This is a genomic window from Spirillospora sp. NPDC052242, from assembly GCF_040679555.1.
GTDB lineage: Bacteria > Actinomycetota > Actinomycetes > Streptosporangiales > Streptosporangiaceae > Spirillospora.
Genome location: NZ_JBFAUZ010000049.1, coordinates 46,538 through 69,948 on the forward strand (window position 1 = coordinate 46,538; position 23,411 = coordinate 69,948).

A 23,411-nucleotide genomic window follows, 5' to 3' on the forward strand; every position below is an offset into this window, starting at 1 on the left:
TCGGTCACCGGCGCCCGCAAGTCAACCGTACGAGCGAGAGATTTCCCGACGTGCCCCCGTACCTGCTAGGCCTGCGACTCGCCGGGCGACGCGTCGTCGTCGTCGGCGGCGGACGGGTCGCCCAGCGCCGCGTTCCCGCGCTGCTGGCGGCCGGAGCCGAGGTCGTGCTGGTGTCCCCCGAGGTGACCGCGTCCCTGGAGGCGCTGATCGACGACGGCCGGGTCGTCTGGCACCGCCGCCGCTACGCCCCCGGCGACTGCGCGGACGCCTGGCTCGTCCAGGCCGTCACCGACGACGCCAAGGTCAACGGCGAGGTCGTCGCCGAGGCCGAGGCCGCCCGGATCTGGTCCGTGCGGGCCGACGACGCCGAGTCGTCCCCCGCCTGGACGCCCGCGAGCGGCCGCGCCGGCGACGCGACGGTCGGGGTGCTGCTCGGCGGCGACCCGCGCCGCGCCGCCGGCATCCGCGACGCCGTCGTGGACGGCCTGCGCGACGGCGCCCTCGAGTCGCGGGAGTCCCGCACGAAGCCGGCGGGCGTGGCGCTCGTCGGCGGCGGCCCCGGCGACCCGGGGCTGATCACCGTCCGCGGGCGGCAGCTGCTCGCGATGGCCGACGTCGTCGTCACCGACCGGCTCGCCCCCGCCGAACTGCTCGACGAGCTGCCCGACGACGTCGAGGTCATCGACGCCGCGAAGATCCCCTACGGGCGCACGGTCACCCAGGAACGCATCAACGACCACCTCGTCGAGCAGGCGAAACGCGGCCGGTTCGTCGTCCGGCTCAAGGGCGGCGACCCGTTCGTGTTCGGCCGCGGCGGCGAGGAGGCGCTGCACTGCGCCCGGCACGGCGTCCCGGTGACGGTCGTCCCCGGGATCACCAGCGCCGTCGCCGTGCCCTCGGCCGCGGGCATCCCGGTCACCCACCGGGGCGTCGCGCAGGAGTTCCACGTTGTCTCCGCGCACGTCGCGCCGGACCACCCCGACTCCACGGTCGACTGGGCGGCGCTCGGCCGCGCCCACGGCACGCTCGTCCTGCTCATGGCGGTCGAGCGGATGCCCCTCATCGCCGAGACCCTCGTGCGCTATGGTCGAGCGTCCGACACGCCGGTCGCCGTGATCCAGGACGGCACCCGGCCCGCCCAGCGGACCGTCACGGCCACCCTCGCCACGGTCGCGGACGCGATGGCGGCCGCCGGCGTCCGGCCCCCGGCGATCGTCGTGGTGGGCGACGTGGTGGCCGTGGGACGCGAGATCGACATGATCCGAGCCGACGAACGAGCCGACATTCCAGCCGACATGGGACGGGATCCGTGACACCCCCCGCAGAGCAGAGCGCGGTTCACGACGAGGAGGCGGGCACCGGCCCGGGTACCGGCGAACGGGACCCCGCGGCGCCCGAGCCGCGGGCGGCGTCCGAGGGACGCGCCGTGCCCGCCGTCCGGGACGAGCCGGACGCCGCGTCCGGCGCCGCCCCCGAGCACGACGCGAGCCGGAAGGAGAAGGCCAGGGGCAAGCACGCGCGCAAGGAGGACCCGGCCCGGGAAGAGCCGCGCGAGGAAAGCGCGCGCGAGGAAGACGCGGACGGCGAGAAGGCCGCGGCGGAGGTCGCCGAGCGGCCCGCGCGGCGCGACCCGCGCGACGGCGCCGGGACCGTCCGGCAGGGCGAGCTGATCCAGGCGCTGACCGCGCTCCGCGAGCGGCTCGGCGCGTTCGAGTTCGTCCTCGACCTGCCCGGCGCCGCCGCGGCGAAGGAGCTCCGCGACGAACTGCGCGCCCAGATCGAGGACTACGTCCTCCCGCGCATCCAGGCGGCCGGCACCCCGCTGCTGGTGGTCCTCGGCGGATCGACCGGCGCGGGCAAATCGACGCTGGTCAACACGCTCGTCGGGTCCCGCGTCAGCGCCACCGGCGTGCTCCGCCCCACCACCAGCAGCCCGATCCTGGTCTGCCACCCCGACCACGCCGACTGGTTCCTGGAGGGGCCGCTGCTGCCCGGCATGGGACGCGTCCGCGGCCCCGCGCCGGACGCCATCGCCGGCGACCAGCTCGTCGTCATCGCCAGCGACGCGCTGCCGCCCGGCCTCGCCCTCCTCGACAGCCCCGACTTCGACTCCGTCTTCGAGGACCACTACGAGTTCGCCACGAAGCTGATGGCGGCCGCCGACCTGTGGCTGTGCGTCACCACCGCCGCCCGGTACGCCGACGCGATGGTGTGGCAGATGATCGAGCGCGCGAAGGAGAACGGCGCCACGGTCGGCGTCGTCCTGTCGCGCATCCCGCAGGGATCCGCGGGAGCCGGAGCCGCCGAGGTCGTCGAGCACTTCGGCGAGATGCTGGACGAGCACGGCCTCGGCGACGCGCGGCGGTTCACCGTCCCCGAGACCCGCATCGAGGAGAGCCGGCTGCCGGAGGAGGCCGTCGCCGACGTCCGCGCCTGGCTCACCGGCGTCGCCGCCGACACCTCCGGCCGCGAGATCGTCGTCGGCGACACCCTCGCCGCCGTCCTGGACAGCATCCGCGACCGCGTCGCCGAGATCGGCGAGCACGTCGAGGCGCAGGCCGGGCAGCGCGCCGAACTCGCCCGCGCCGTCGAGACCGGCTACGGCACCGCCCTCGCCGAACTCGACGAGGCCACCCGCAACGGCTCCCTCCTGCGCGGCGAGGCGCTCGCCCGCTGGCAGGACTTCGCCGGGACGGGCGACCTGCTCCGCTCCCTGCACGTCCAGCGCGCGCGCAAGGGACGCGGCTCGAACCGGCGGCGCCGCAGCCCCACCCGTGTGCGCGCGCTCAAGGCCGCCCTGCGCAGCAGCCTCGAATCGACGATCATCGCCTCCGCCGAGCGCGGTGCCGAACAGGTCCTCGCCCTGTGGCGCGAGCACCCCGCGGGCGGCCCTGTCGTGTCCGGCCCCGCCGCCGAGATCGGCACGGTCTCCCCGGAACTCGCCCGCCGCGTCACCCGGGCCGTCAGCGCCTGGCAGGACCACGTCCAGGAACTCATCCGCACCGAGGGCGTCACCAAGCGCTCGGTCGCGAAGCTGGTCTCGTTCGACACCGAGGCGGTCTCGCTCGTCCTGACCGTCGGGCTGCTCGGCCACGGCGCCGCCGACGACGAGGGCGGCGCCGTCCCGCAGCGCCTGCTCAAGGCCCTGTTCGGCGCCGAGTCCCTCCGCGGGATGGGCGCCAAGGCCCGCGCCGACCTGCGCAGCCGCATCGGGATGCTGTTCGACGAGGAGGCGATCCGGTTCGGGCAGGTCCTCGACACCGTCGGCATCCCCGACGAGACCGTCCCCGTCCAGCTGTACCAGGCCACCTACAACCTCGAGGTTGCCCGATGACGACATCGGCCGTCCCCGCGAACTCACCGGCGAGCTCCCCGGCCGGCACCGGCCCGATCCCCGTCGCCTCCGACGCCGTGCCCCCCGAGCCCGCCGCCGCGCCCGCCCTCACCGACCGCCTCGACGGCCTCGACCGGCTCGTCCGGGCGGGCGCCGGACGGCTCGACCGGCCCCTCCTCGAGGAGGCCGGGGCCCTCCTCGACCGCGCCGGGCAGCGGCTCAAGCTGTCCGGGGAGCACACCGTCGTGACCCTCGCGGGCGGCACCGGCAGCGGCAAGTCGTCCCTGTTCAACGCCATCTGCGGCCTCGAACTGTCGCCCCCCGGCATGCGCCGCCCGATGACGTCCAAGGCGCACGCCTGCGTCTGGGGCCTCGACGGCGCCGGCCCCCTCCTCGACTGGCTCGACGTCGACAAGAAGCACCGCTTCGCCCGCGCCGGCGCCGCCGACCGCGCCGACGGCTCCCTGCAGGGACTCGTCCTGCTCGACCTGCCCGACCACGACTCGATCCAGGCGATGCACCGCGCCGAGGTCGACCGGTTCGTCACCGTCGCCGACCTGCTCGTCTGGGTCGTCGACCCGCAGAAGTACGCCGACGCGTCCCTGCACCGCAACTACATCGTCCCGTTCGCCCGGCACACCGGCGTCACCCTGATCGTCCTCAACCAGGTCGACCGGCTCGGCCCCGCCGAGATCGACGACTGCGTCGCCGACCTGCGCCGCCTCCTGGAGGCCGAAGGGCTCGCCGACCCCCGCATCGTGACGTCGTCCGCCGTCGCCGAGGGCGGCGTGACGGGCTTCCGCGAGGTCCTCGTCGACACCGTCGCCGCGCGCCGCGCCCGCACCGAGCGGCTGTCCACCGACATCGACCGGATCGCCGAACGCTTCGCCGAGCACCGCCTCGACGCCGAACCCCCGACCACGATCGACGACGGCCGCCGCGTCGAGCTCGTCCAGGCGTTCGGCGACGCCGCGGGCGCCCCCGCCGTCGCCGAGGCCATGGAGAGCGCCTACGAGCTGCGCGCCGCCGACTTCATCGACTGGCCCGTCACGACCCTGATCACCCGCCTCCGCTCCGACCCGCTCCGCCGGATGCGCCTCACCGAGCTCCGCGAGGAACTCCGCGGCGCCTTCACCGGCCCCGTCGGCGCCCAGCAGGGCGACGTGGACGTCGCGCTCCACGGCGTCGCGGAGGGCGTCGCGGCCGAACTGCCCGTCCACTGGGCCCGGTCCGTCCGGATGGCGGCCCGGTCCCGCGCCGCGGAGATCCCCGAGGCCCTCGGCGAGTCCCTCCGCGCCGCCCTGCCGAGCTTCAACCAGGTGCCGCGCTGGTGGTGGCTGGTCAAGACCTGGCAGTACTTCCTCGCGCTCGTCGCGGCCCTCAGCGCCGTGTGGATCGCCGTCCTCATCGGCTTCGGCGTCATGGACGCCACCGCCCCCGGCCCCCTCGGCGACGCGGGCCTGATCCCCTACGTCGCCGTCCTCGTCCTGTGCACCCTCGGCATGGGCCGCCTCACCACCTCGGCCTGCCGCAACCTGGTGGCCCTCTCATCGGCCAAGCACGGCGAGAAGATGGAGGACCACATGCGCGAGGGCATCGAGCGGGTCGCCCGGGAGAAGGTCATCGACCCCATCGAGGCCGACCTGCGCGCCTACGCCGACTTCCGCCGCGACGTGGACGTGGCCCTCGGCAAGTAGCGCGGACGGACCCGCGACGGCGCGAATCCGGAGAACCGGGACGAGACGACGCGACCTTTCCGGGCCGCGGCGGCCCGTCCGCGCGAAGTTATCCACAGCCCCGGATTTTCCTTCCGGGTGTCCCTTCGCCGCGTCACCGTGGAATCACCACGCGGACACCGGAGGGCACCATGAACGAAGCGCACGTCACCGTCATCGGCTGGGCCGTCGCCGACCCCGCGTACGTGGTCACGGCGAGCGGCGCCCCTTTCCTCTCGCTGCGGATCGGCTGCACGCCCCGCCGCTACGACCGGGAGACCGGCGAGTGGGTCGACCAGGAGACCCAGTTCATGACCGCGATCTGCCGCCGCGCCCTCGCCGACAACGTCCAGGCGTCGCAGATCGGTCGCGGCACGCCCGTCGTCGTCACCGGCCGCCTCCGCGTCCGCCAGTACGAGCGGGACGGCCGGTGGCGCACCGCCGTCGACATCGAGGCGGCCACCCTGGGGCACGACCTCTCCCGGGGCACCGCCGAGTTCACCCCCATGCGAAGAGCGGCCCTCACGGATCGAGAACCCCGGGCCGCCTGACCGCGGCCGCCGCCTGCCCGTCGATCGTCGAACGAGTCATGGAGGTGAGGCATACGGGGATCGTCCCGGAGCGGCCGAGGCGGTCACGTTGCAGACCGGTCCGGCGCCCGGCGGGGCGTCCGACGGCCGTGGGCGACTCGATGAGCGCGAGATGTCAGATCCAGGAGACGCCGCGCATGATCCTTCCCCTTTGGGTGGATGTGGGCCGCGCGTTCCGCGGGGACCGCCGGCGGGTGCCCGCGAAGGTCAGCCGCATGTGCCCTACCGAAGGTACCTGTTTCACGCCCCTTCCGCACACCTTGCAACTATCGTGTTACACAACGTGATGCGTGTAAGGGGGAAGGATGACGGCAGTGCAGTCGTCAGCCGAGGACCGTGGTGGGGAACTGGCCCGCAGGCCCCGGCGCAGGGCGATCACGGGACGTCCGTCCCTGCTCGTGGTGTACGTGCCCACGGTCGTCGCCGTCCATGTGGCGCTCCTCGTCGCGGGGGTGGTCACCGCCTCCTGGCGCGCCGACGACCTGGTGACGTTCGGGGCGCTGGTGGCCTGCGGAGCGGTGTGCATCGAGGCGACGCGCCGGCTCGGGATCCCGGCCGGGGTCGCGCGGGACCTGCTGTCGGCCTGGTGGCTGCCGGTGGCGCTGCTCCTGCCGCCGGTGTACGCGCTGCTGATGCCCATTCCGCTGCAGGCACTGCTGCAGTTCCGGGTGCGGCGGACGCTCGTGTACCGGCGGGTGCTGGTGGCGTCGGCCCACGGCCTGGCGGGGGCCTGCGCGTCGGTCGTCTTCCACCAGGTGGTGCCGAATCCGCTCGCGGGCGCGCAGTGGGTGGTGGAGGCGTGCCCGGAGGTCGCGGCGGCGGTCGGCTGCGCGGCGCTGTTCACCGTGGTGAACGCCGCCCTGGTCGGGATCGCGGCCCACGCCGCCAACCCGCAGGGGCGCTGGCGCGACGTCCTCTGGACGCGCGAGAGCCTCCTGCTGGACGTGGTGGAGCTGTGCGTCGGCATCCTGGTGGCGGTGACCGCGGCGCTGACGCCGTGGCTGCTGCTCCTGGCGCTGCCTCCGGTGATGCTGCTGCAACGCAGCCTGATGCACCAGCAGTTGCAGGCGGCGGCCCGGACCGACGCCAAGACCGGTCTGCTGAACGCCGCGGCCTGGCAGCGGGAGGCCGACACCGAGCTGTCCCGCGCCCAGCGGACGCATGCGGGACTGGCCCTGCTCCTGATCGACATCGACCATTTCAAGCGGGTCAACGACACCCACGGCCACCTGGTCGGCGACCAGGTCCTCGTCGCCGTCGCGAGCACGCTGTGCCACCAGCTGCGCGACTACGACGTGGTGGGGCGGTTCGGCGGCGAGGAGTTCGTGGTCCTGCTCCCCGGCGCCGACACGGTCGAGGCGTGCCGCGTGGCCGAACGGCTGCGGGGCCGCATGAAGCGGCTCGCGGTGCCCGCGGAGGACGGCACGGTGACGGTCACCGTGTCGATCGGCGTCGCGCTCTTCGACACCCACGGGGAGGACCTGATCGAACTCCTCGCGGCGGCCGACCTCGCGCTCTACCGCGCCAAGTCGTCCGGCCGCGACCGCGTCTGCCTCCCCGCCCTCGAAGGCCCCCGAACCACCGAAACCTGACCCGCCCCACCCCGCCGCCCCGCCACCCGGGGGGTCGGTGGGGGCGGGATGTCCGGCGAGTGAGACCAAGCGGTGCCGCGGACCCTCTAGGCTTGAATATATGGCCGAGTACATCTACACGATGCAGCGTGTGCGCAAGGCACATGGCGACAAGGTCGTCCTGGACGACGTCACCCTGCATTTCCAGCCCGGCGCCAAGATCGGCGTCCTGGGGCCGAACGGCACCGGTAAGTCGACGCTGCTGCGGATGATGGCCGGTCTGGAACAGCCGTCGAACGGCGACGCGCGTCTCATGCCGGGCTTCACGGTGGGGATGCTGCAGCAGGAGCCGCCGCTCAACGAGGAGAAGAACGTTCTGGAGAACGTCCAGGAGGGCGTCGCCGAGACGAAGGCGATGCTCGACCGGTTCAACCAGATCGCCGAAGAGATGGCGACGGACTACTCCGACGAGCTCATGGCGGAGATGGGCAAGCTGCAGGAGCAGCTCGACCACCGCAACGCCTGGGACCTCGACAGCCAGCTCGAGCAGGCGATGGACGCGCTGCGCTGCCCGCCGCCGGACGCCGACGTGACGAAGCTGTCGGGTGGTGAGCGGCGCCGGGTCGCGCTGTGCAAGCTCCTGCTGGAGGCCCCCGACCTGCTGCTGCTGGACGAGCCCACCAACCACCTGGACGCCGAGAGCGTGCAGTGGCTCGAGCAGTTCCTCGCGAAGTACGAGGGCACCGTCCTCGCCGTCACCCACGACCGGTACTTCCTGGACAACGTCGCGACCTGGATTCTGGAGCTCGACCGGGGCCGCTGCTACCCGTACGAGGGCAACTACTCCGTCTACCTGGAGAAGAAGCAGGAGCGGCTCAAGGTCGAGGGCAACAAGGACGCCAAGCGCAAGAAGCGCCTGCAGGACGAACTGGAGTGGGTCCGCTCGAACCCGAAGGCGCGGCAGACGAAGAGCAAGGCGCGTCTGGAGCGGTACGAGGAGATGGCCGCTGAGGCCGCCAAGACCCGCAAGCTGGACTTCGAGGAGATCCAGATCCCGCCGGGTCCGCGGCTCGGCAACACGGTGATCGTGTCCGACAAGCTGACCAAGGGCTTCGGCGACCGGGTCCTGATGGACGGGCTGACGTTCAACCTGCCGCCGAACGGCATCGTCGGCATCATCGGCCCGAACGGCGTCGGCAAGACCACGCTGTTCCGGATGATCGTCGGTGAGGAGAAGCCGGACGGCGGCGACCTGCGGCTCGGCGAGACCGTCCAGGTCTCCTACGTCGACCAGGGGCGCGGCGGCATCGACCCGAAGAAGACCGTGTGGGAGGTCGTGTCGGACGGGCTCGACCACATCAACGTCGGCCAGGTCGAGATGCCGTCCCGCGCGTACGTCGCGGCGTTCGGCTTCAAGGGCCCCGACCAGCAGAAGCCGTCGGGCGTCCTGTCGGGCGGCGAGCGCAACCGGCTGAACCTGGCGCTGACGCTGAAGCAGGGCGGCAACGTCCTGCTGCTGGACGAGCCGACCAACGACCTCGACACCGAGACCCTGTCGAGCCTGGAGAACGCGCTGCTGGAGTTCCCCGGCTGCGCCGTGATCACCTCGCACGACCGGTGGTTCCTCGACCGCATCGCCACGCACATCCTGGCGTGGGAGGGCGGTTCGAGCTGGTTCTGGTTCGAGGGCAACTTCGCCGACTACGAGAAGAACAAGATCGAGCGGCTCGGCGCCGACGCCGCGCGCCCGCACCGCGTCACGCACCGCAAGCTGACGCGGGACTAGCGGTCTTCCGGACGGTCGCCGCCGCGCGTGCGCGTGGCGGCGACCGTTTTTTGTCACGTCCCGCAGTACGGAGGCGCCACCGGCCGCCGGTAGCATCGGGCCGATCACATCAATCCCCCCAATAACCCCAGGCGAGGACATGACGGACAAGCCCGCGGTCGAGTACCGGCACGTCTACGAGTTCCACATCCGCTTCGGGGACATCGACTCCCAGGGGCACGTGAACAACGTCAAGTTCCTCGGCTACCTGGAGGACGCCCGCCTGGAGATGCTGCACGGCGACCCGGTGCGCAAGGGCGAGGAGCCCGTCCGCGGCATGGTGATCTCCCGGCACGAGATCGACTACCGGCTCCCGCTGCTGCCGACCGTCTACCCGATCCGGGTCGAGACGTGGGTGACCGAGGTCCGCGCGGCGTCGTTCAAGCTCGCCTACGAGGTCCGGGACGACGACAACGTCTACGCCGCGGCCACGTCGACGCTCGTCGCGTTCGACGTCGAGGCCAACCGCCTGCGCCGGTTCACCCCCCACGAGCGCGAGTTCATCGGCCGCTACCTCGCCCCCGACGCCTGACCCGCTTCGTTCGGCGTCGGCTCGCCCGGCGCCGCCCGCCCGCCCGCCCGACGGCCTGCTCCGGCAGGGCTGCTTCCCCGTTTCGCGGTCGGTTTCGGGCGCCGAGCTTGATCTTCGATGTTGCGTCCGGTCACGGGTGTCGCGGTCGATTGCCGGCCTCGCGGTTGATCTTCGATGGCGTGGTCGCAGCTTGGGGCCGCCGCTGTCCAAAGGCCGGGCTCCTGATCTCCGGTGCGGCGTGTGCCGATCGGACGTCGGCGCCCGCCCGTCCCGGCCGAACGCGGTGTCCGGACGCTGCCGGGGCCGTGACCACCCAGTGTCCTGCGTGTCTTCTTTCTGCCCTTCCAAGGGAAAGTTCGGTCGTCGTCCGCATGACACTGGGTGATCACGGATAAGTAACGAGCGGCGCAGGAATCCGTTTTTGCCCGGGTTTTCGCTCTAGTGTCGCGACGCAAATGTGGCGAACCCACGTGGAAAGGGACACAATGCGGCGCGTCTCACAAGGGGCGGTGGCGCTGCTGCTCGCGGCGGGTCTGGCCGGAACCGGCCTCACCGCTGCGCAGGCGGCGACCACGACGCAGGTCACGGCGCAGGCGGGCGACATCGGCGCCCGGCTCGACGCGATCCCGGGCATGGAGGTGACGGAGAAGCCCTCGACGATTCCCGGGCAGCGGTGGTTCTGGCTGACCTACCGGCAGCCCGTCGACCACCGCAGGCCGTCGGGGCGGTGGTTCGAGCAGCGGATCATGCTCCAGCACGTCTCGACCGACCGGCCGATGGTCTTCTACACCAGCGGCTACCACACGCCCGAGGTCATGTTCACCGCCGAGCCCACCGCGCTGGTGAACGGCAACCAGATCTCGATGGAGTACCGCTACTTCAGCCCGTCGCGGCCGGAGCCGACGGACTGGCGCAAGGACACGATCTGGCAGGCCGCGACCGACCAGCACCGCATCATCGAGGCCCTCGAGCGGATCTACCCGAAGAAGTGGATCACGACGGGCGCCAGCAAGGGCGGCATGACGGCCGTCTACCACAAGCGGTTCTACCCGGACGACGTGGACGGCAGCGTCGTGTACGTGGCGCCGAACGACGTGCGGAACGAGGACGACCGGGCCTACGACGCGTTCTTCGAGACGGTCGGGAGCCCGGAGTGCAACGCGCACGTGAAGGCGCTCGCCCGGGAGTTCCTGAAGCGGCGGCCGGCGATGCTCGAGCGGTTCGAGGCGGCCGCGGCGGAGAACGGCTGGACGTTCGAGATCCTGCGGACGGCCGACCGGGCGTTCGAGAACTCGGTGATGGACTTCGAGTGGGCGTTCTGGCAGTACAGCCTCGAGTCCGACTGCGCGGACCTGCCCGCGGCGACCGCGTCGGACGACGAGCTCTACGCGGCGCTCGACGGCGTGTCGGGGCTGTCGTTCTACACCGACCAGGGGCTCGAGGCGTACATCCCGTACTACTACCAGGCGGGCACGCAGCTGGGGTGGCCGAAGCCGGAGTTCCGGAACCTGCGGCCGATGCTGCGGCACGAGTCGAGCTACCAGCCGCGGACGTACGTGCCGCGCGACATCCCGATGCGGTTCGACCACGGCCGCGCGATGCGGGACATCGACCGGTGGGTGCGGGGCAACGCCGAGCACATGCTGTTCGTGTACGGCGAGAACGACCCGTGGGGCGCCGAGCCGTTCCGGCTGGGCAAGGGCGCGCGTGACTCCGACGTGTACGTGGCGCCCGGGCAGAACCACAGCGCGCGGCTGATCGCCCGGCTGCCGGCGGAGCAGCGGGCGGACGCCGAGTCGGACGTGCGGCGCTGGGCGGGCGTGCGGGACGAGCCGCGCACCCTGCGGACCGGCCCGGCGGCCGACGACCCGCTGCAGATGCAGCGGCCGCGGCTCTAGCCGTCCGTCCCGCGGCGGGGCGCTCCGGTGTCCCGCCGCGGGGCCAGCCAGGCGCCCGCGTTGCCGGGCAGCAGGTCCCCGAACAGCGGCGTGCTCTTCAGCAGGACACGGCCCGCGGGGAGCCGCATCGGGTGCTCGCCGCAGTTGATCGCGCAGGTCAGCGGGCCGCGGCGGAAGACGACGGCGTCGCCCGGCGCGTCGAGCCACGCGATGTCCTCGGGAAGATCGGGCAGGAGGCTCCGGCGCAGGGCGAGGGCCTCCCGGTAGAAGGCGAGGGTCGAGGACGGGTCGGCCGCCTGGGCCTCGGCGGTGAGCGACGCCCAGCCGTCCGGCATCGGCAGCCACGGACGGCCGGTGGTGAACCCGTAGGGCGGGGCCGCGCCGGACCAGGGGAGCGGGACGCGGCAGCCGTCGCGGCCGGGCCGCCGCCCGCCGCTGCGGCGGAAGATCGGGTCCTGCCGGGCCGCGTCCGGCAGGTCGGCGACCTCGGGCAGGCCGAGCTCCTCGCCCTGGTACAGGTAGGCGGAGCCGGGGAGCGCGAGGAGCATGAGGAGCGCGGCCTTCGCGCGGGCGAGGCCGATGCCCGGGACGCTCGCGGGCCGCTCGTACCGGGTGACGTGCCGGGTCGCGTCGTGGCTGGACAGCACCCAGGTGGGGGCGGCGCCGGTGGGCGCGACGGACGCGATCGCGGTGTCGATCACCTCGCGGAACGCGGGGGCCGACCAGGGCGCGAGCTGCAGGTCGAACTGGAACGCCTGGTGCAGCTCGTCGGGGCGCAGGAAGCGCGCGAGGTCGTCGGGGCCCTCCGTCCACACCTCGCCGATCGCCATGCGTTCGCCGTCGTAGGAGTCGAGGATGCGCCGCCACGTGCGGTAGATCGCGTGGACCTCGTCGCGGCTGTAGACCGGCCCGCTCACCACGGCGCGGTCCGCGCCGAGGTCGGCGAACGCCGGGTCCTTGACCAGGCCCGCCGCGACGTCGATGCGGAAGCCGTCCACGCCCCGGTCGAGCCAGAACCGCAGGACGTCCTCGAACGCGCGCCGCACCTCGGGGTGCCGCCAGTTGAAGTCGGGCTGCTCGGCCGCGAACAGGTGCAGGTACCACTCGCCGTCGGGCAGCCGGGTCCACGCGGGGCCGCCGAACGCGGACGTCCAGTCGTTCGGCGGCGCTTCGGCACCGGGGGACGGGCCCGGCTTGCCGGGGCGGAAGATGTACCGGTCGCGCACGGGCGAACCGGGCGGTGCGGCGAGCGCCTCGCGGAACCAGGGGTGCCGGTCGGACGAGTGGTTGGGGACGATGTCGACGATGACGCGGAGCCCGAGGGCGTGGGCCCGCGCGACGAGGGCGTCGAAGTCGGCGAGCGTCCCGAAGCGGGGGTCGACGTCGCGGTGGTCGGCGACGTCGTACCCGCCGTCGGCCAGCGGGGACGGGTAGAAGGGGGTGAGCCAGAGCGCGTCCACGCCGAGGGCGCGCAGGTGGCCGAGCCGGGACCGGACGCCCGCGAGATCGCCGTCGCCGTCCCCGTCGGCGTCGGCGAAGCTGCGGACGTACACCTCGTAGACCACGGCATGCCGCCACCAGGGGGATCGCCTCATATAGTGCGATCTACCCCGTTATGTGGGGGCGTTCACCAGGGAGTTGGCGGCCATCGTGAAGTAGTTCCAGAGCATCTGCTCCAGCTCGGCGGGCAGCTCCAGCTCGTCCACGGCGACGCGCATGTGCCGCAGCCACGCGTCGCGCTCCGCCATCCCGATGACGAACGGGACGTGCCGCATCCGCAGCCGCGGGTGCCCGCGCCGCTCGCTGTAGGTGTTCGGGCCGCCCCAGTACTGGATGAGGAAGAGCCGCAGCCGCTCCTCCGCGGGGCCGAGATCCTCCTCGGGGTAGAGGGCGCGCAGGTCCGGGTCCTCGGCCACACCCTGGTAGAAGCGGTGGACCAGCCGGCGGAAGGTCTCCTCGCCGCCGACCGCCTCGTAGAAGGTCACCTTTTCCGTCATAGCGCGTCCCACCCTATGCGAGAGATCGCCTCTCCCGGCGCCGGTCCGGCACCTTGATCACGGGGCGGCGGGGGTCGCGACGGCGACGCCCGCCTCGTCGAACGAGCGCTTGACGCGTTCGCGCAGCTCGCGGGCGACGTCGCCCTGCCGTCCGGGGGCGGTCTTGAGGACGACGCGGATGACGACGGCGTCCCCGGCGAGCGCCTGCACGCCCCAGACCGACGGCTCCTCCAGGACGAGGTCGGACCACGCCGCGTCCGCCGCCAGTTCGTCCGCGGCGCCCTTCAGGAGGGCCTTCACCTTGTCGGTGTCCTCGTGGATCTCGACCGGGACGTCCAGGACGGCGCGGCCCCAGTTCTGCGACTCGTTGCCGACCTTCTTGATCTCGCCGTTCGGCACGTACCAGACGACGCCGTTGACGTCGCGCATCCGGGTGACCCGCAGCGTGACCGCCTCCACCGTCCCCTTGGCGGTGCCGACGTCGATGACGTCGCCGACGCCGTACTGGTCCTCCAGCAGCATGAACAGCCCGGCGAGGAGGTCCTTGACGATGTTCTGCGCGCCGAACCCGACGGCGACGCCGATGACGCTCGCGCTCGCCAGGACGGGCGTCAGGTCGAGCCCGAGCGAGCCGAGGATGCTGAACGCGGCCGTCCCGATGATCACCACGGACGCGATGGAGCGCAGCACCGACCCGAGCGTCTGCGCGCGCTGGGAGCGGCGCCTGTTGAGCAGGACGGGGCTGCCGGCGAACGCCGACCGCGACCGCTCCCGGGCGCGCTCCGTCATCGTGCCCTCCGCCATCCGGAGGGTCACCCGGGTGATCGTCCGGTGGGCGAGGTTCCGCAGGACGAGCGCGGCGGCGAACGTCACGACGACCCAGAACAGCGTGGTGAGCGGGCCGTCGAGCCAGGTCGCGTAGAAACGGGTGAAGTCGGGGTTGTGGGAGACGTTCCAGACGATCCGGCACGCGGCGGACGGCGACCGGTCGTCGCACGCCGCCTCGGGGGACCCGGGACGCGCCCACGGAGGAGCGGCGAAAAGGATCGAGGCGAGCGGCATGACGAACCCTCCCCGGCCAGTGTGGGTGTCGTGACACCTCGCCGTGACGCGCGGCGGGCTCGATCTTGATCGTAGGGGACGGTCACGATCGGATCTCGCGCCGCGCCCGAAGTGTCACGGCAGGGGAAGCATCACGTTCTGGCCGGGGAGGGCCGACTCGGCGAACGCGCCCCGCGTTCCGCGGCCACCGCGCCGTTCCGGCCGCGGCGCGCGGGGCGCGCCCGGTCTCAGCAGCGGCTCGGCGGCCGCTCTCCCGCGGGCACCGGCGCGCGGCGGTCGCACGCCGCCGGCTCCCGGTGCTCGCGGACGTCGGGGTGTTCACGGACCGGCTCCCGGACGGGCCCGCAGGCGCCCCCGAGGGGGGCGTCGGCGGAGGTCTCGCGGGCGGGGGCCAGCGGCTGCAGGACGTGCGCGAGCTTGCGCGCGGCGGCGTCCGGGTCGCCCACGCGGACCATCCGCTCCCCCCACGACCACCAGTAGTAGTGGTCGCGGCCGTCGGGGACCGGCGCGCACGTGACGTCCTCGGCGAGGCTCGCGGCCGCCGGGTTCACCACCCGCAGGAACGCCGGCCCGGAGCGGGTCCGGACCACGCGGGCGACGAGCCCGCGCGTGCCGAGCTCGCGCTCCAGATCCTGGAGGTAGCCGACGCGTTCGTCGCTGCCCACCTTCGCACCCCTTCCTCCGTCGCGGCGTCGCGGAGAGTTCCCGCGCCGCGCCCCGGCCGCGCCCGTCGATGATCGACTCAGCGGATCCGGTCCGTTACTCCCGGCGAGAATTGCAATTCTCACACTGCCGGGTCAAGGGGCCGCGCGCACGCCGAAGTACAGAGGTTTCACCCGGTGGGAGAAGGTTCCCCTCCGGCGGAGGAAGAATCTCTACCCTGGGTGGCGAGGATCACCCCGGAGCCCTTCCTCTTGACGGGAAACGCTTGGCCGCCCTTGGCCCCGGAGTTACGCTGCGTGCGCGAGAGATTATCTCTCGTGGCCAATTGGTAACCGGTCGCTGTGGCAGGGACGATCGCCTCTCCCCGGGGTGACGAACGTGTCGGCAGCACGGTGAGGAGGCCGGAGGCGATGTCGGAACCCCCCCGGAAAGAGACGGACGTCGCGCGCCGGATCCGCGCGCACGGCCTCGCCCGCGGGCGCGGCCCCGCGCAGATCGCACGCGAGATCCACGAACAGTGCGCCCCGCTGTTCGGCACGAGCCGGATCAAGTCCCACCGGCTCGCCCACGGCGTCGCGCTGTCCGACATCGTCGCCCAGGTCAAAGCGCTCTACGAGATCGACGGCAAGCCGCTGCCCCGGCTGGGGGAGACGCTGCTGTCGGCCTACGAGAGCGGCTACAAACGACCCGGTCCCGAGTACCTCCACTACCTCTGCGCCGTCTACCGGGTGGAGCCCCACGAACTGGACTATCAGGGTCCCTGCATCTGCGGCCGCGGTCACGCGGCGCGTGCCGGCGCGGCCGCCGCGGCGCCCCCGCCGCGCGTGCCCGAACGGCCGGCGGCGGTCCGGGAACCCGACACGCGTCCGCTCGTCGGGGCGATCGTGCCCCGGGCCGGGGACGGTCCCCCGCCCGGCGTCAACGACCTCCGGGCCCCCGACCGCGCCGACGGCCCCCTGAACATCGATGTGGGAGAGGAGGACATCGTGCTCCGCAGAACCCTTCTGCAGCTGCTGGCCGGAGCGGGCGTCACGCTCGACGGCCAGATCCTCGGAACGGTCGACAGCCTGCGCCGCAAGATGGACGACACCCTCGTCGGCGCGACCGTTTCGCCGACCATGCTCGACCAGTGGGAGGAGACCACCTACGGCTACGGCCGCCAGTACCAGGCGACGCCGTCCCTGCGGATGCTGTGCGACGTGCTGCTGGACTTCAGCGAGGTGCGGCGCATGTGCGACCAGCGGCAGCCCGTGGAGCTCCAGGAACGGCTGTGCCGGATCGCGGCGCAGCTGTCCGGGCTGTCCGGGCTCATCATGATCAACCTGGGCGACCACCGGCTGGCCCGCTCGTTCTTCCGGACGGCGCGGACCGCCGCCGACGAGACCGGCGACCGGCAGCTCCGCGCCTGGGTGACCGTCCGGGAGTCGCTCGTCCCGATGTACTACGGCGACCCGCGCGAAGCCCTCCACCTCGCGCGCAAGGCGCAAGACCTCGCCGGCCGCACCCCGGGGGTGGCCGCCGCGATGGCGCCCGCCGTGGAGGCGCGCGCGCTGGGCATGCTGGCGATGCGCGGCCGGGGCGACGCCGCGCCGAGCGCCCGCCGCGCCCTGGTGCGCGGACGCTCGGTGTTCGACCAGCTGTCCAAGTCCGACACCGGCGACCTGGTGTTCGGCTTCACCGACCGGCAGATGGCGTTCTACGAGGGCGACACCTTCACCAGCCTCGGCGACCACAAGAGCGGCGACGAGGTGCTGAGCCACGCCCTCACCCTCTACGAGCCCACCGACCGCGTCGACCGGACGCTCGTCCGCCTCGACCGCGCCACCTGCAGGCTGCACGCCGGCGAGCCGGAGGCGGCCCTCGCCGCCGGGCAGGAGGCCATCCTCGACCTGCCCGTCGACCACCGCTCCGACATCCTCGTGCACCGCGCGCGGCAGATCGGCGCGGCCGTCGCCGCCAAGCACGGCGCCGACGCCCCCGGGCTGAAGGACTTCTACGAGGCGCTGGCCGGCCCGTGGGTGACGAGCCCCGCACGGGACACCCCGTCCGTCGCCCCGGCGGAACAGGTCTGACGTCCGCATGACGACCTCGGAAGACGCCCCCTGGCAGGGCGCCCGCACCCTCGTCCGCGTCGCGGACGAGCCACCCGAATGGCGGTTCGGCGACCTGCGCCTGCGCCGCTACCGCGCCGCCGACCACGGCGCCGTCCTCGCGCTGCACCGCGAAGGACTCGCCCAGGTCGGGCTGCGCCCCGGCGACGGCGTGTACTACGACCACGACTTCTTCCGGATGGAGGACATCTACCTCCGCAACGACGGCGAGTTCCTCGTCGGCGAGGTCGGCGGCGGCATCGTCGCCATGGGCGGCCTGCGCCGCGCCGACCTCGTCCCCGGCGGGCACGCGCGCGCCTTCGGCGGCTTCTCGCTCGGCGCGGCCGGGCTCGACGCCGTGGAGATGGTGCGGCTGCGGGTGCTGCCCGCGCTGCAGCGCCGCGGCTACGGCGCCGCCGTCGTCACCGCCCTCGAACGGCGCGCCGCCGAGTTCGGCTACCGGATCCTGCGCGCCGACACGACCGAACTCCAGGAACCCGCGCTCGCCCTCTACCGCCGCTTCGGCTGGACGGAGACGCGCCGCGAGACGATCGGCGGCATCGTCAACATCTACATCGAGAAACCGCTGCGCTGACCGGACGGCTCGCCGTCGTAGACGAGCAGGCCGTCGTCGCGCAGCCGCGCGCCCGGTGTGGGCGGATGCTCGGTGAGGCGCCCGTCGTGCGCGAGATGCAGCACGGGACGGCCGCGCGCCAGCACCGCGAAGTCGGCGATGAGCCGCCGATGGCACCGCCACCACACCGACTCGCCGCACATGACGGCCGTCCGGTCCCGTTCCGCCTCGCGCAGCAGGCCGTCCATCGCGGCGAGGAAGTCCGGGTCGCGGGTGTGGCCGGCGTAGCCGCGGAAGGAGTCGTTGCGCCAGAACGTGTCGGGGGAGCCGGGCGCGGCGCGGCGGAAGCCGCCGAGCCGCTTCTCCCAGCGGTACCGGACGCCCGCGTCCGGGAGCCACGCGCTCAGCGCGTCACGCCGCACGTCCGGGTTGCGGCGGCTGCCCGGCGCCGTCCGCACGTCCACGACGGCGCGCACGCCCGCGCCGTCCAGCAGCCGGGCCAGTTCGTCGCGCCCGGCCGTCCCGTGCCCGAACGTGAGGAGCGGCTCCATGGGTGCATGCTTCCCGGGATCGCCGGCGGGATGCCCGCGATCGGATGTCGGCGGCCCGTGGCATCCTCGCCGTGTTCGCTCCCACACGGTGTTCGCTCTAACACGGCGTTCGCTCCCACACGGTGTTCGCTCCCACACGGTGTTCGCTCCCACACGGTGTTCGCTCCCACACGGTGTTCGCTCCCACACGGAAAGCGCTGACATGACCGCGACCGATCCCTCCCCGCTGGTCTCCGGCGGAAGAGCCCTTCCGCTTCCCCCCGATCCGCCGAGCCCGGTGCCCGCCGAGGTCGAACGCGGGCTGGCGGCGTACCGGGCGGGCGACGCCCCGGCGGCGCGGGCGCTGCTGACTCCGCCGGCCGAGGCGGGACGCACCGCCGCGGCCGGGCACGCGGCGATGGCGCTGGCGGGCGTCGAACTCGGCGACGGCGGGCTCGGCGGCCCGTGCCGGGCCTGGCTGGAGCGGGTCGCCGGGGGCGAGGACCCCTGGCTCGGGCCGCTGGCCGCCGTGCTGCTGCACCCGCATCTCGAGGCTTACACGGCGCCGGACCCGGACGCGACGCTCCTGCGGAGCCTCGCGGCCCGGCTCACCGGCGACCCGGACACCGCCCGGAAGGGGTTCGAGCGGGCCGCCGACGCGCAGGCGGAAACCGAGGGAGGGGACCTCGCCCACCTCTTCCTCGGCGAGCTCCTGCTCCACAGCGGCGAGCCGGACGCCGCCCTCGGACCGCTGCGGCACGCGCGGCGCTGGTGCGACCGCCTCTTCTCGGCCTACGCGTGCCATCTCGAAGGGCATGTGCTCACCGGCCGCGGCGACGTGGACGAGGCGGGGGAGGCTTTGCAGGAGGCGCACAGCAGATCCCATCCCGCCAACGGAGGGAGCGCGGCCCTGCACCCCTGGGCCGCGCTCCGCTTCGGTGAGCTGCTCGCCGGCCGCGCGTTCGAGCTGGACCTCGTCTACGAGCAGGTCGAGAACAGCGGTGTCAGCGAGGGCGTGGTGGTGCGGGAGCCCTTCGAGTCCGCCCTCCTCTTCGACGAGGTGTCCCGCCCCGCGCTCGTCGAGGTCGGCTTCCACCTGTTCCCTTCGCCCGTCGAGTTCGAGAAGGTGCACGCGGCCCTCGACCGCCTGCGGACCTGGAGCGACGAGCGGTACGAGCGCGGGCGCAGGCTGGTGCTCGCGCTCCACGAGCACGTCGAGGACTCCCGCGAGGACGACCGCGTGCGCGGGCTCGCGGACCTGTGGCGCCGGCTCGACCTGCCCCCGGTCCGCTGAACCGCGCTAGCCGTCCGCCGGTTCCGCGGGCGCCGCGCGGACGGCGCCCACGGCCTGCATCAGCGGGTAGCGGCGGTGCTCGATGCCGGTGTAGCCGCGGTCGGCGAGGGCCCGGGTGACCTCGCGGTCGCCGAAGACGGTGTAGCCGGTGGCGCGGCGCAGCAGTTCGACGCCGGTGCGGGACGCGGGCAGGCCGAGGCGGCGCGAGGTGAGGATCGTCAGCCGCCCGCCGGGCTTGAGGACGCGGGTCATCGAGTCGACCGCGCGCCACGGATCGTCGAACAGGTAGAGGGCGCCGTAGCAGCAGACGGCGTCGAACGCGCCGTCGCGGAACGGCAGGTCGACGGCGTCCCCGCGGACGTACCGGACATCCGGGTCGGACGTGTCGGCGACGGCGCGCGCGAGCATGGTCGGGGAGGCGTCCACGCCGACGACGAGCCCGCCGTCGCCGACGCCCGCCGCGAGGGCCCGGGTCACGTTGCCCGGGCCGCACGCCACGTCCAGCACCGTGGCGGGCGGACGGTCCGGCGCGCCGGGGCGGCCGAGACCGAGCCAGGAACGGGTCATCGCCTGCTCGGCGGCGGTGTCGGGGCCGATCGGCCAGCCCTTGGCGAGGTTGAAGCCGATCGGCCGCCAGACCTTCTCGTAGATCTGCGGGAGGAACGTCGATTCCATCACCGACTGGGCGAGGGACGGCGCCCGCTCCTCCTCGGGGTCGAGCAGGTCGAGGTAGCCGGCCGACGTGTCGGGGTCGGCGGGAGCGTCCCGGAGGAGGTCGAGGACGCGGTCGTGCACGGTCGTCGCGTTCACCCCGCTATTAGATCATTCGTCTAGATCGAGCCCCGTCTGGGCCGCGATGAACGAGAGGGTGTCGGTCATCAGGTCCACCGAGCGGGACACCGACCGGGTCGAATGCCCGACCTCCGACTCGTTCCGCAGCAGGATCGGGGCCTCCGACGCGGTCGCGTGCTGCAGGGCCGCGCACAGCTTCCGGGCGTGCAGCGGATCGACGCGCGTGTCACTGCCGAACGTCGTGAACAGCGTCGCCGGGTAGGCGGTGCCCGGACGGACGCGGTGGTACGGCGAATAGCCGATCAGCCAGCCGAACTCCTCCGGGTCGTCGGCCGTCCCGTACTCGTCGTTCCACGTCTGGCCGAGGCCGAACCGCTCGTACCTCACCATGTCGAGGAGCGGCGCCGAGCACACGACGGCCTTGTAGAGGTCCGGACGCTGCGTCAGCGCGGCCCCGACGAGGAGCCCGCCGTTCGACCCGCCGGAGATCGCCAGCCGGTCGCTCGTGGTGAGCCCGTCGGCGATGAGCTTCTCGGCGGCGGCGTGGAAGTCGTCGAAGACGTTCTGCTTGCGCTCCCGCATGCCCGCGCGGTGCCACTCCTCGCCCTCCTCGGAGCCGCCGCGCAGGTTCGCGATCGCGTAGACGCCGCCCGCCTCCACCCAGGCCAGGATGCTCGCCGAGTACGACGGCGTGAGCGAGATGTTGAACCCGCCGTACCCGTACAGGATCGCCGGTCGCGGCCCCGACGCGTCCGTCCGCGCCCCGGGCTGCGCCATGACGAGCATCCGCACGTCCGTGCCGTCCCGCGACGTGTAGACGACCTGGCGGGTCTCGATCTCCGGCACCTCGACGCTCCCGGGCGCGGTCGCCCACGTGGTCGTCTCGCCGGTGCGCGCGTCGTAGCGCAGGACGGACGAGGGGGTGACGTTGTCGGTGTACCCGAACCACGCCTCGTGGCCGCCCTCCGGCCGCTCGACGATCCCGCCGATCGAGCCGAGGCCCGGCACGGGCACCTCCCCGAGCCGCTCCCCGGTCTCCAGGTCGTGCACGGTGATCTCGCCGATCGCGTGCCGCGTCCAGCCGACGAGGAGCCGGGGACGGTCCAGCCCGTCCAGGATCGCGAAGTCGCTCAGGACGGCCTCGGGGTCCTCGGGGATCAGGTCCCGCCACGTGCCGGGCGACGGGTCCGCCGGGTCGGTGACGCACAGCCGCCCGCGCGGCGCGTCCCGGTCCGTGAAGACGTACGCGCGCCCGTCCCGCCCGACGTGCAGGCCCGTCTCGGCGTCCACGCCCTCCTGGACGGCGCGCAGTTCGGGCCGCTCGGGCGCGGACGCGGACAGATCGGCGATCCACAGGTCGTTGCGGGGCGCGGTGCCCTGCGAGGACGAGATCGTGAGCCAGCGGCCGTCGCGGCTGACCCCGACGCCGTAGTAGTTCGTCTTGTCGCGGCCCTCACCGAAGATCAGGACGTCGTCGGTGTCGGGCTCCGTGCCGACGCGGTGCAGGTAGACGCGCCGGTGGTACTGCTCCTCGCCCTCGGGGACGTCCCGCGCGTGCAGGCGCCGCGTGTAGTAGTAGGACTCGCCGCCGGGCAGCCACGCGACGGCCGAGTAGCGGGCGCGGTCGATCGGCCCCTCGATCGTCTCGCCCGTCGCGACGTCCATCACGTACAGCAGCGACTCCTCGTCGCCGCCGTGGGAGATCTTGTAGGCGAGGCGGCGGCCCTCCTTGTCGGGCTGCCAGCCGTCGAGGGTGGTGGTGCCCTCCGGGTCGAGCGCGATCGGGTCGACGAGGACCCGCTCGGCGCCGTCCGGGTCCACCGTGTAGAGGACGGGGTGCTCCTGGTCGGCGGTGCGCCGGGTGAAGAACCGCCGGTCGCCGCGCCAGATCGGGGCGCCGACGCTGCCGGCGCCGAGCAGCTCGCGCAGCCGCCGCCGCAGCCGGTCGCGCCCGGGGAGGTCGTCGACGACCTTGTGGAACAGGGCGTCCTGCGCGGCGAGCCATTCGCGGGTGTCGCCGGAGTCGGCGTCCTCCAGCCAGCGGTACGGGTCCGCGACCCGGTGTCCGTGGATCTCCTCGACGATGTCCTGGCGCTGCGCGGGCGGATACGGCGTCATGGAATGCACTTTATTGGCCGCCGGGGACCGCTCGCCCCACGCCGCTCCGGGCGGACGAAGTGGGCTTTTGCGTTCGATCTGACCCACTGATGGGAATTATTGGGGTAGCCGAACGGGCCTCTCACAGGCCACACTGATGGAGTCGGTTCGCCCCCGAGGAGGTCCTCATGGCGGGTTCACAGGTGCCGGAGAAGATATTCCGGCCTCGGTGGGACGTGCGTGCAGCCGCGCCCGCCGAGGCGACACCGAACGCGACGGAGGCCGTCTGATGCGACAGGTCCTCCTCCTGAACGCGACGTACGAACCGCTCACGACGCTCCCGCTCCGCCGGGCGGTCTGCCTCGTGCTCCGGGAGAAGGCCGAGATCGTCCATCACGACGTCACCGGCGCGGTGCTGCACTCGGCCACGATGGCCGTCGAGGTGCCGTCCGTCATCCGGCTCCGCCGCTACGTGCGGATCCCGTTCCGCACCCGCGTCCCGCTGACGCGCGCCGCCCTGATGCGGCGCGACAACTTCCGCTGCGTCTACTGCGGGCGCCGCGCCGAGACGATCGACCACGTCCATCCCCGCAGCCGCGGCGGCGCCCACTCGTGGGAGAACTGCGTCGCGTCCTGCACGACGTGCAACCACCGCAAAGCCGACCGCCTGCTCGACGAACTGGGCTGGACGCTCCCGGTCACGCCGGGCGTCCCGCGCGGCGCGCACTGGCGGCTGATCGGCATCGTCCACGACGGCGATCCCCAGTGGGCGCCGTACGTGACCGAGCCCGCCGCCTGACCGGTGGCCCGGCCTTTGCCGGGGGGGTGTGGGGGGTCGTCCCCCCAC

At 73.1% G+C, this 23,411-nt stretch carries 18 protein-coding genes and 1 pseudogene; 12 read left to right on the forward strand and 7 right to left on the reverse strand.

The genetic code is table 11. The features are described from left to right. The first annotated feature begins 50 nt into the window (after nt 1-50). The 8 genes from cobA to AB0L25_RS32305 all read left to right on the forward strand — a co-directional run bounded on the left by cobA (nt 51) and on the right by AB0L25_RS32305 (nt 11,465). Complete coding sequence (gene cobA / locus AB0L25_RS32270) at nt 51-1,313, forward strand: uroporphyrinogen-III C-methyltransferase (RefSeq protein WP_500176526.1); 1,263 nt, start codon at nt 51-53, stop codon at nt 1,311-1,313. Then, on the forward strand, nt 1,310-3,334 hold the full coding sequence (locus AB0L25_RS32275; protein WP_500176527.1) for a GTPase family protein: 2,025 nt from the start codon (nt 1,310-1,312) through the stop codon (nt 3,332-3,334). The genes cobA and AB0L25_RS32275 overlap by 4 nt, the downstream gene beginning before the upstream one ends. Next, the gene (locus tag AB0L25_RS32280; protein WP_500176528.1) at nt 3,331-5,031 is read left to right on the forward strand and encodes a P-loop NTPase family protein; all 1,701 of its coding nucleotides are present in this window, start codon (nt 3,331-3,333) and stop codon (nt 5,029-5,031) included. The genes AB0L25_RS32275 and AB0L25_RS32280 overlap by 4 nt, the downstream gene beginning before the upstream one ends. Nucleotides 5,032-5,201: 170 nt before the next feature. Further along, nucleotides 5,202-5,600 carry a single-stranded DNA-binding protein gene (locus tag AB0L25_RS32285; protein ID WP_500176529.1) on the forward strand — a complete coding sequence of 133 codons (399 nt, stop codon included), beginning with the start codon at nt 5,202-5,204 and terminating at the stop codon, nt 5,598-5,600. Nucleotides 5,601-5,944: 344 nt separating this feature from the next. Beyond that, nucleotides 5,945-7,231, forward strand: a complete 1,287-nt coding sequence (locus AB0L25_RS32290; protein ID WP_500176530.1) for a GGDEF domain-containing protein — start codon at nt 5,945-5,947, stop codon at nt 7,229-7,231. A 100-nt stretch (nt 7,232-7,331) separates the two neighbouring features. Continuing rightward, on the forward strand, nt 7,332-8,996 hold the full coding sequence (gene ettA, locus AB0L25_RS32295; RefSeq protein ID WP_500176531.1) for an energy-dependent translational throttle protein EttA: 1,665 nt from the start codon (nt 7,332-7,334) through the stop codon (nt 8,994-8,996). Between the two features lie 139 nt (nt 8,997-9,135). Beyond that, nucleotides 9,136-9,567, forward strand: coding sequence for an acyl-CoA thioesterase (locus tag AB0L25_RS32300; RefSeq protein WP_500176532.1), 432 nt, complete (start codon nt 9,136-9,138; stop codon nt 9,565-9,567). Between the two features lie 470 nt (nt 9,568-10,037). Then, nucleotides 10,038-11,465 carry a S28 family serine protease gene (locus AB0L25_RS32305; RefSeq protein ID WP_500176533.1) on the forward strand — a complete coding sequence of 476 codons (1,428 nt, stop codon included), beginning with the start codon at nt 10,038-10,040 and terminating at the stop codon, nt 11,463-11,465. Here AB0L25_RS32305 and AB0L25_RS32310 read toward each other — a convergent pair. The 4 genes and pseudogenes from AB0L25_RS32310 to AB0L25_RS32325 form a co-directional block, all read right to left on the reverse strand. Continuing rightward, nucleotides 11,462-13,060, reverse strand: coding sequence for a glycoside hydrolase family 13 protein (locus AB0L25_RS32310; protein WP_500176534.1), 1,599 nt, complete (start codon nt 13,058-13,060; stop codon nt 11,462-11,464). The genes AB0L25_RS32305 and AB0L25_RS32310 overlap by 4 nt on opposite strands. A gap of 24 nt (nt 13,061-13,084) precedes the next feature. Beyond that, nucleotides 13,085-13,462: pseudogene (locus AB0L25_RS32315) on the reverse strand (globin); the annotation flags it as partial. A gap of 57 nt (nt 13,463-13,519) precedes the next feature. Further along, nucleotides 13,520-14,524, reverse strand: coding sequence for a mechanosensitive ion channel family protein (locus tag AB0L25_RS32320; protein ID WP_500176535.1), 1,005 nt, complete (start codon nt 14,522-14,524; stop codon nt 13,520-13,522). Between the two features lie 227 nt (nt 14,525-14,751). After that, nucleotides 14,752-15,189: a hypothetical protein gene (locus AB0L25_RS32325; RefSeq protein WP_500176537.1), complete on the reverse strand. Its 438-nt coding sequence runs from the start codon at nt 15,187-15,189 to the stop codon at nt 14,752-14,754. Nucleotides 15,190-15,597: 408 nt separating this feature from the next. Between AB0L25_RS32325 and AB0L25_RS32330 the strand changes: the two genes are divergently transcribed. Further along, entirely contained in the window at nt 15,598-17,259 is a 1,662-nt protein-coding gene (locus tag AB0L25_RS32330; RefSeq protein ID WP_500176538.1) for an NsdA family TPR-like regulatory protein, read from the forward strand. A 7-nt stretch (nt 17,260-17,266) separates the two neighbouring features. Further along, nucleotides 17,267-17,872 carry a GNAT family N-acetyltransferase gene (locus AB0L25_RS32335; protein ID WP_500176539.1) on the forward strand — a complete coding sequence of 202 codons (606 nt, stop codon included), beginning with the start codon at nt 17,267-17,269 and terminating at the stop codon, nt 17,870-17,872. Here AB0L25_RS32335 and AB0L25_RS32340 read toward each other — a convergent pair. Beyond that, complete coding sequence (locus AB0L25_RS32340) at nt 17,848-18,402, reverse strand: DUF488 domain-containing protein (RefSeq protein ID WP_500176540.1); 555 nt, start codon at nt 18,400-18,402, stop codon at nt 17,848-17,850. The two genes, AB0L25_RS32335 and AB0L25_RS32340, sit on opposite strands and share 25 nt — an antisense overlap. A gap of 202 nt (nt 18,403-18,604) precedes the next feature. On the opposite strand from AB0L25_RS32340, the gene AB0L25_RS32345 reads away from it, so the two are divergent. After that, nucleotides 18,605-19,675, forward strand: coding sequence for a tetratricopeptide repeat protein (locus AB0L25_RS32345; protein WP_500176541.1), 1,071 nt, complete (start codon nt 18,605-18,607; stop codon nt 19,673-19,675). Nucleotides 19,676-19,681: 6 nt separating this feature from the next. Here AB0L25_RS32345 and AB0L25_RS32350 read toward each other — a convergent pair whose 3' ends face one another. Next, nucleotides 19,682-20,485: a class I SAM-dependent methyltransferase gene (locus tag AB0L25_RS32350; protein WP_500176542.1), complete on the reverse strand. Its 804-nt coding sequence runs from the start codon at nt 20,483-20,485 to the stop codon at nt 19,682-19,684. Nucleotides 20,486-20,497: 12 nt separating this feature from the next. Next, nucleotides 20,498-22,585, reverse strand: coding sequence for a prolyl oligopeptidase family serine peptidase (locus AB0L25_RS32355; protein ID WP_500176543.1), 2,088 nt, complete (start codon nt 22,583-22,585; stop codon nt 20,498-20,500). A gap of 268 nt (nt 22,586-22,853) precedes the next feature. Between AB0L25_RS32355 and AB0L25_RS32360 the strand changes: the two genes are divergently transcribed. Next, nucleotides 22,854-23,363: an HNH endonuclease gene (locus AB0L25_RS32360; protein WP_500176544.1), complete on the forward strand. Its 510-nt coding sequence runs from the start codon at nt 22,854-22,856 to the stop codon at nt 23,361-23,363. Nucleotides 23,364-23,411: the final 48 nt, after the last annotated feature.